The sequence below is a fragment of the Pseudomonadota bacterium genome, from assembly GCA_010028905.1.
In the GTDB taxonomy this organism is placed as follows: domain Bacteria; phylum Vulcanimicrobiota; class Xenobia; order RGZZ01; family RGZZ01; genus RGZZ01.
In genome coordinates, this window is record RGZZ01000305.1 from 1 (window position 1) to 6,247 (window position 6,247).

Sequence of the window (6,247 nt, forward strand, 5' to 3'; positions counted from 1 at the left end):
CCGTCTGGCAGGCGGCTGAGCGACTCCGCGAGGCTGCCCGCGGGAAAGCCACGATATTCCTGGGCCCAGAAGAGCTCGGTGATGACGATGCACTCCGCGCCTTCCGGGAGACGCTGGAACGGAGCGCACGCACGAATGAGCCGAAGCACGAGATCGCCTTCCCAGGGCCGACCTGACGTCTCGAGCAGCGCAGCGTCGAGCAGGCGGCCATCTCCTGAGATCTTGTAGCGCACAACCGCCCACACGTCGGGCGACACGTTGTGGAAGAAGAGATCAGCCTCATGTCCTTCGTGAAAGCGATACGAGAGGTACTGGTTGTACGACGACCAGCCGCCCTCGCTCCCAGACGCGCTGCCGGAAGAGGCCGTGCCCGCCGCCGACCGCCTTGCGGCGCCGCTGGCGCTCCCTGTTCGGTCTACCGTGTCGGCACCGCTCTGGCGGGTCACCGAGGGGACACCGCTGATCGTGGGAGGAGGCACATCAATAACCACCCGTGCGGACGCAGAGCGGGGCGGAACCTCCGTGGGAAGAGGCGCGGGAGCGCGACGAGACAGCGGCCTCACCGGAGGCCTGGCGCTGGCTGCCGCGGGTCTCGACGTGGAAGGGGTCTGCCTCGCGCTCTTCGTGGCAGCGGTGGCCGGCTTCGTCACCGCGTCCGGAGGCGTCGACGTGACCGGCTTCGACGGAGAGCCGGAGGCACCCGCAGGCGTCTTCCAGCCATCGATCTTGCGAACCCACGTGAGCTCAATCTCGCCCACGCCAGGGGTCGACGCCACCTCGGGCGCCGCGGGGCGCGGCGCCCCACGGGCACGTGGCGAGGGCGGGCTCGTGGGCGACTGGGCCCGTGTGGCCCGCAGCTCGTCGTCGATCTGGCGTGCGACGAGAGGGGCAAACGCGATGGCGAGCACCAACGCCACGTGCGCCAGGTACGAGAGAACAGCGCCGTGCGCGATGAACGATGCGCGCCGCGGTCGACGCTCACATCGCGCGTCGTTCCAGGCATCAAGCGCCCCCAGCGAAAGTCCGCAGAGCAGCGCGCTCAGGAACACAAGGGGAAGAAGATCGCGCTGGGCAATCGCAGCCGGCATCTCACCTGGCTGCAGGCCAAGGGTGACGCCATTCTCCCGAAGCCATCGCAAGATCGCTTCCGGCGCCTCGGCAAAGAGACAGGCGAGGCTGTAGAGCGCGGCGTTGGCGATGGCCAGCCCAGCGAAGAGCCCCGCCTTCTCGCGCTCACCGTTGCAGAGCTGCCCAAGTCCTGGAACAAGACCGTGCAACAGCGCCCGCAACGGCGTCTGTCGGGCCAGCCGGCCCCCATCGGCCTCTCCACGAGGAGAACCGAGCGGTAGCGCCCCGAGCGGAGACGGCACGCGAGGAGAGACCCCTCCGTAGGCGGGAGAGCGCCGTCGCGCCCCCCGCACGGTCGAGATGCTCCACAGCGCACCGCCCATGAGCCCCACGGCCAGCGCGGCCAGCGATGGCAGCGACGCCTGGAACGCGAGCGCGTCGTAGACACCGTGGGCCAGAACGGCCAGCAGGAAGCTGTTGAGCACCAGCGTGCCGGCGCTCCATGCGCGACGACGCCGAACACGCGCCCGGGCGAGACCGCTGCCGAGCACGATGCCGAACATGGTATGGGCCGGCACGGCGGTCAGCGCGCGCGGCACGGCAAGCTCGAGCCCTCCGTGGAGGCAGTACGCCACGTTCTCGACCGTGGCAAAGCCGAGCCCGATGCACGCCGCGTACAAGATCGAATCGTATTCGTCGGTGTGCCCTTCACGCCATCGATGCGGACCCAGGTACCAGGCGCCGAGCTTGCAGGCCTCCTCGACCAGACCGGCCACCACGAGGGCGAAGACGAACAGCACCCCGAAGCTCGTGAAGCGCCAGGGCTGTGCGGTGAGCGCCCGCTCGAGAAGCAGCGCGGGCGCCGACGCCAGCGCCCCGAGCGCCAGGGCAGGCGCAAGCCGTCGCAGGCTTCGCCCCCGCCACGCCAGCAAGGACAGCAGCACCGCGCCCGGCAGAGCTGCCGCGGCCACGATGGCCAGGGTCTGCCCGTCCACGCTGCCGTCTCCCTTCTCTCCCCCCGTCACGTCTGATCAGCGCCCGAGATCGGGGAGCGCGCGCACCGGTCGTGAGGCGTCGGCCCCGTCCATTTCGTTCCCCTGACCCTCGGCTCCCACCCAGGAGGCAATCCCCAGCGACTCGAAAATCCGTTCTCACCCCGACGAAGGACCCCCCCGATGCGCACGATCGTACGAATCCTGTGCCTGCTGTCACTCTGCGCGGCGCTGATCACGAGCGCTCCCGCCGCGCCATCTCCGAGAGCGTCCCTGCACGGTCCCCCCGTGGTGGTGGTGGGTGGAGGCCTGGCGGGCCTCATCACCGCCTTCGAGCTCGAGAAGCGGGGCATGACCTGCACCGTGATCGAGGCCGGTGACCGGCTCGGCGGACGCATCGCCACAGCCGAGTACGGGCGCGGGCTGCAGGCCGAGTACGGCATGCAGGAGGTCTGGCAGAAGAGCCCCCTCGTGGGCGTGATCCGCGAGCTCGGCCTCGAGGTGGAAGCCAGCGACGATCCCTGGTCGAGCCTGCTCATCGATGGACGGCTTCACCTCTTCACCCACAGCACCCGCGAGGCATACTTCAAGGCGCTGTTCACGCCCGATGAGAGAGCAGCCTTCGACAAGATGCTGGCCGAGCTCGAGGCGCTCTACCGAGAAGCCACCGCCCGCGGGCTCACGGCGAAGACGCAGCCGCTGCAAGATGTCTCGTGGGCCGACTGGCTCACCTCCCACCACCTCCCGGCGAAGGTGGAGCAGGCCCTGCGACTCACCATCGAGGTCGAGCTCGGCGCGGTCTCCGAGCAGTTCAGCGCACTCTCGGCGCTGCTCGAGTGGCGCGTCTTCATGTTCGGCGGGGAGAAGAACTACCACGTGAAGGGCGGCAACTCTCGCATCATCGAAGCACTGGCCCGCCGCATCCACGGGCCCCGCCTGCTCAACGCCACCGTGGTGGCCATCAAGCGCGAGAAGCCCACAAAGGGTGCGCCATCCTACACGGTCACCTATCACCAGGGACGCGACATCCGAACCGTGCGCGCAAGCGCGGTGGTGGTGGCCATCCCCTGGGTTCGACTGCACGGCATCCAGTTCAGCCCACCCCTCGACGAGGCACGCTGGAACGCCATCAGCTCGCTGGGGCGCGGGCAGTACACGGTGGTGCACTTCATCATGTCGAACGGCGTCGAGGCGCTCTGGAAGAACGCCCGCGCGTTCCCCGTGCTCTCCGGCGGCGGGCTCGGGGTCATCTACGGCCCGCATGGCCAGAGCGCGGCCAACGGTGATGAGATATTCTCCCTGCTCGTGTACGGCCTCGAGGCCCAGGCCTACCACATGAAACCCCGCGACATCAAGCGCGCAGAGACCCTGGCCGAGCTCGACAAGCTCTGGCCCGGGTTCTCGCGGTTCGTCAAGCAGACCTTCGTGTATGGCTACCATCCCGCCGCCGTGGCCTACTGGCCTCCAGGGCGATCTCCCCTCGATGCCGGGTCGGTGCTGCTGCGCACCCCCATCGACGGCCTGTTCCTCGCGGGCGACTGGCTCTACAACAGCCACTCCGAAGGAGCAGCAATCTCTGGCCTCGAGACCTCGAAAGCCGTGGCGCGCTGGCTGCGGCACTGACGACCGCGGGGTGCGCGGCGCTCAGTGCGTGGCCATCATCGAGACGTTCTCGGTGAGATCGACCAGCTCTCCCGCCACGATGGTGTGCGCGATGAGCGAGACCGACATGTCGCGGCGCCACTTCTTCCAGCCTGCGAGCAGCTCGGCTCTCGAGGGATCGAAGGCCCCTGCCCGCATGATCTGCTTGAGCTCGGTGTCTCCCACGATGAACACGCCCCCCTTGCGCGCGCGCTCGCGGAAATCGTTCGGATCCGCGCAGCTGTCCGCCTTGCATCCGAACAAGATCTCGTAGCGATACGGCGGCGCGGCGTAGACCGTGAGCGTCTGGCCACGCACGAGCGCAGCCGCCTCCGGTGGAGGTTGGTCGAGGGCGAGATCGGGCGCCAGCAGGCTCACCATCACAAGAGCCACCGCCAGTGACGCCGCCGCACCGAACAGGCGCGACCCGTGCAGCAGGCAGAGCGCGGTCAGGGCCACGGCGAGAGCGAGCACGAACATCTCGATGCGCGTCTCGCTCGTGGGAAGCAGTCGCGTGCCCAGTGCAAGCAGAGGAACCACGAGCATGAGAACGACCCCGGTCGCCACCGAGGCCGCCTTCAGCGGTCCGAGAACAGGCAGCGAGGCGAAGACGCCCTCCGGCTCAGGCGGAACGACCTCGCCAGGGCCGTCTGGGGCAGGCTCTCCCGCGGAGCGGTCGCGCGTCACCTGCGCCACGTGGGTCACGAGCAGCGCGAGCAGGGGAATCGACGGGAGAAGGTAGCGCGACCACTTGATGGCGGGCAGGCAGTACAGCATCAGGTTTGCGCCCGCAAACGAGAGGAGCAGGCGCACCACGTTGTCGCCGCGCATCGCCGGGCGCGAGAGGCTGACGCCGAGAGCGGCGATCACAAGCAGGGTCCAGGGCGCCAGCAACGCCAGGAACCCGCCCACCATTCCCGTCACAGGATTGCGGCCTCCGTTGAACTTGCCCAGGTTCTCGCCCACGATGAACTGCTCGTGGAACACGCCATACATTCCCCTCGCCCACAGCGCAAGCGGCCAGGCCCCGAGCAGCAGCACAAAGAGCAGGGCGGCGCCCACCGCGTGACGCCAGGCCACCGAACCCGACTCGACGTCATCACGCCGGCGCACCGCAAGCCAGATCGCGGTGCCCATGAGGGGGATGAGGGCCGTGGCCGGCCCTTTGAGCATGGCGCTTGCCGCCGACGAGAGCGCGAGTGCATACCAGGCACGGCTGCTGCCCAGGCTGATACACCACGCCGCCCAGGCAGAGCAGACCAGCAGGAGGGCGAGCGGCACCTCCATCATCGCCACCCGCCCGTGCTGCAGAAAGCCCACCGTGGTGCCCGTCAGCAGGGCGGCCGTGGCGGCGGCGCCATCTGAGCGCAGCAGACGCCGGCCGAACCCGTAGACGACCGCCATCGTGAGAAGGGCGGTGAGCGCGACGGGCACCCTTGCGGCAAAGAGCGTGGTTCCGAAGATGCGCATGCTCGCGGCCATGAGCCAGTAGAGGAGCGGAGGCTTGGTGAAGGTGGGCTGGCCATCCCAGTGAGGGACGATGTAATCGCCCTGCGAGACCATCACACGGGTGATGCCCAGATAGTGATCTTCATCGTTCTGATGCAGGCCGCGGGTCGCCGCGAGCCCCGTGAAGAACACGGCCACGCCGAGAAGAAGCGCGACCGAGCGCAGCGACGGTCGACGCACTAGATCAACCCCTGCAGCACGCGACGACGAGCGGCGAGGAGCTGGCGCTTCTTGTACGCAGCGTGGCTGCTCTCTCCCACGCGGGTCTTGAGGTAGTTCTCATAATCGAGGATCTGGATCTCGTACGGGAAGAAGAACGACATCTCCTTGGGAATGGGGATGCGGTTCATCTTCTCGAGCAGCGGCGCCACTGCGTCGCCACCGGTGTGCTCACGCAGCGCGCGCATCATGTTCTCGAGCGGCTTTCGGGCCGGATGTGCGATGCGGATGAGCTGACGACAGGTGAACTGGATGGAGCGGTACTCAGAGCCGCTGAACGGATTGACGTGAAACGCCGTATCGCTCTTGCCGAACTGACGGCCATCTGCCAGCAGGTGCTCGACCTCTTCAGGAAGATCTGCCTCGTCGTGAGAGAGGCTCTCGTAGGCATCCCTGAAGCGGCTGAGATCGACCAGGTTGTTGATCGAGCGCCCCGGAACGATGTTGGCAAAGGTCACCAGGTGATTCTGACGGAGGAAGCGCACCACGAGAAGGGCCTCGAGCGGGGTACGGGTGACGAACTGCACGCCGATCCAGTCGTAGATGTCCTGGGCGACATTGCTCGGCTTGTGGAGCAGCTTCAGGATGATGCTGTCGCGGGTCTTGTCCTCCTTGAGAAAGACACCCTCGAGCGGAACCCGCTGGGCCCCGCGCTGCAGGAGCGGGCAGCCGAGCTCATCGACCTGCAGGCACTGCCGATACGGCTCGAGCACCTGCTGGCGGATCTGGGCGAGGTTCTCGTTGTGGAACGCGCGGTTTGCGTGGTTGATGGTGTGCATCACGCGCAAGACCGCGCACGCCCACCTGGCCGTGTCATC

At 67.8% G+C, this 6,247-nt stretch carries 4 protein-coding genes; 1 reads left to right on the forward strand and 3 read right to left on the reverse strand.

Features of this window, described 5'->3' with window-relative positions:
* Positions 1-2,063 (reverse strand): PrsW family intramembrane metalloprotease (locus tag EB084_17510; GenBank protein NDD30056.1); only part of this gene is annotated, 2,063 nt, incomplete at its 3' end.
* A gap of 180 nt (positions 2,064-2,243) precedes the next feature.
* Here EB084_17510 and EB084_17515 point away from each other — a divergent pair.
* Positions 2,244-3,683: an FAD-dependent oxidoreductase gene (locus tag EB084_17515; GenBank protein ID NDD30057.1), complete on the forward strand. Its 1,440-nt coding sequence runs from the start codon at positions 2,244-2,246 to the stop codon at positions 3,681-3,683.
* A 21-nt stretch (positions 3,684-3,704) separates the two neighbouring features.
* On the opposite strand, the gene EB084_17520 is transcribed toward EB084_17515, so the two are convergent.
* On the reverse strand, positions 3,705-5,390 hold the full coding sequence (locus EB084_17520; protein ID NDD30058.1) for a phospholipid carrier-dependent glycosyltransferase: 1,686 nt from the start codon (positions 5,388-5,390) through the stop codon (positions 3,705-3,707).
* On the reverse strand, positions 5,390-6,217 hold the full coding sequence (locus tag EB084_17525) for a TIGR04552 family protein (GenBank protein ID NDD30059.1): 828 nt from the start codon (positions 6,215-6,217) through the stop codon (positions 5,390-5,392). Before EB084_17525 ends, EB084_17520 begins: the two co-directional genes overlap by 1 nt.
* Positions 6,218-6,247: the final 30 nt, after the last annotated feature.

What these genes read in the sequence shown, in the direction of transcription:
- EB084_17515 (NDD30057.1), top strand. Translation starts at nt 2,244, where the DNA reads ATGCGCACGATCGTACGAATCCTGTGCCTGCTGTCACTCTGCGCGGCG.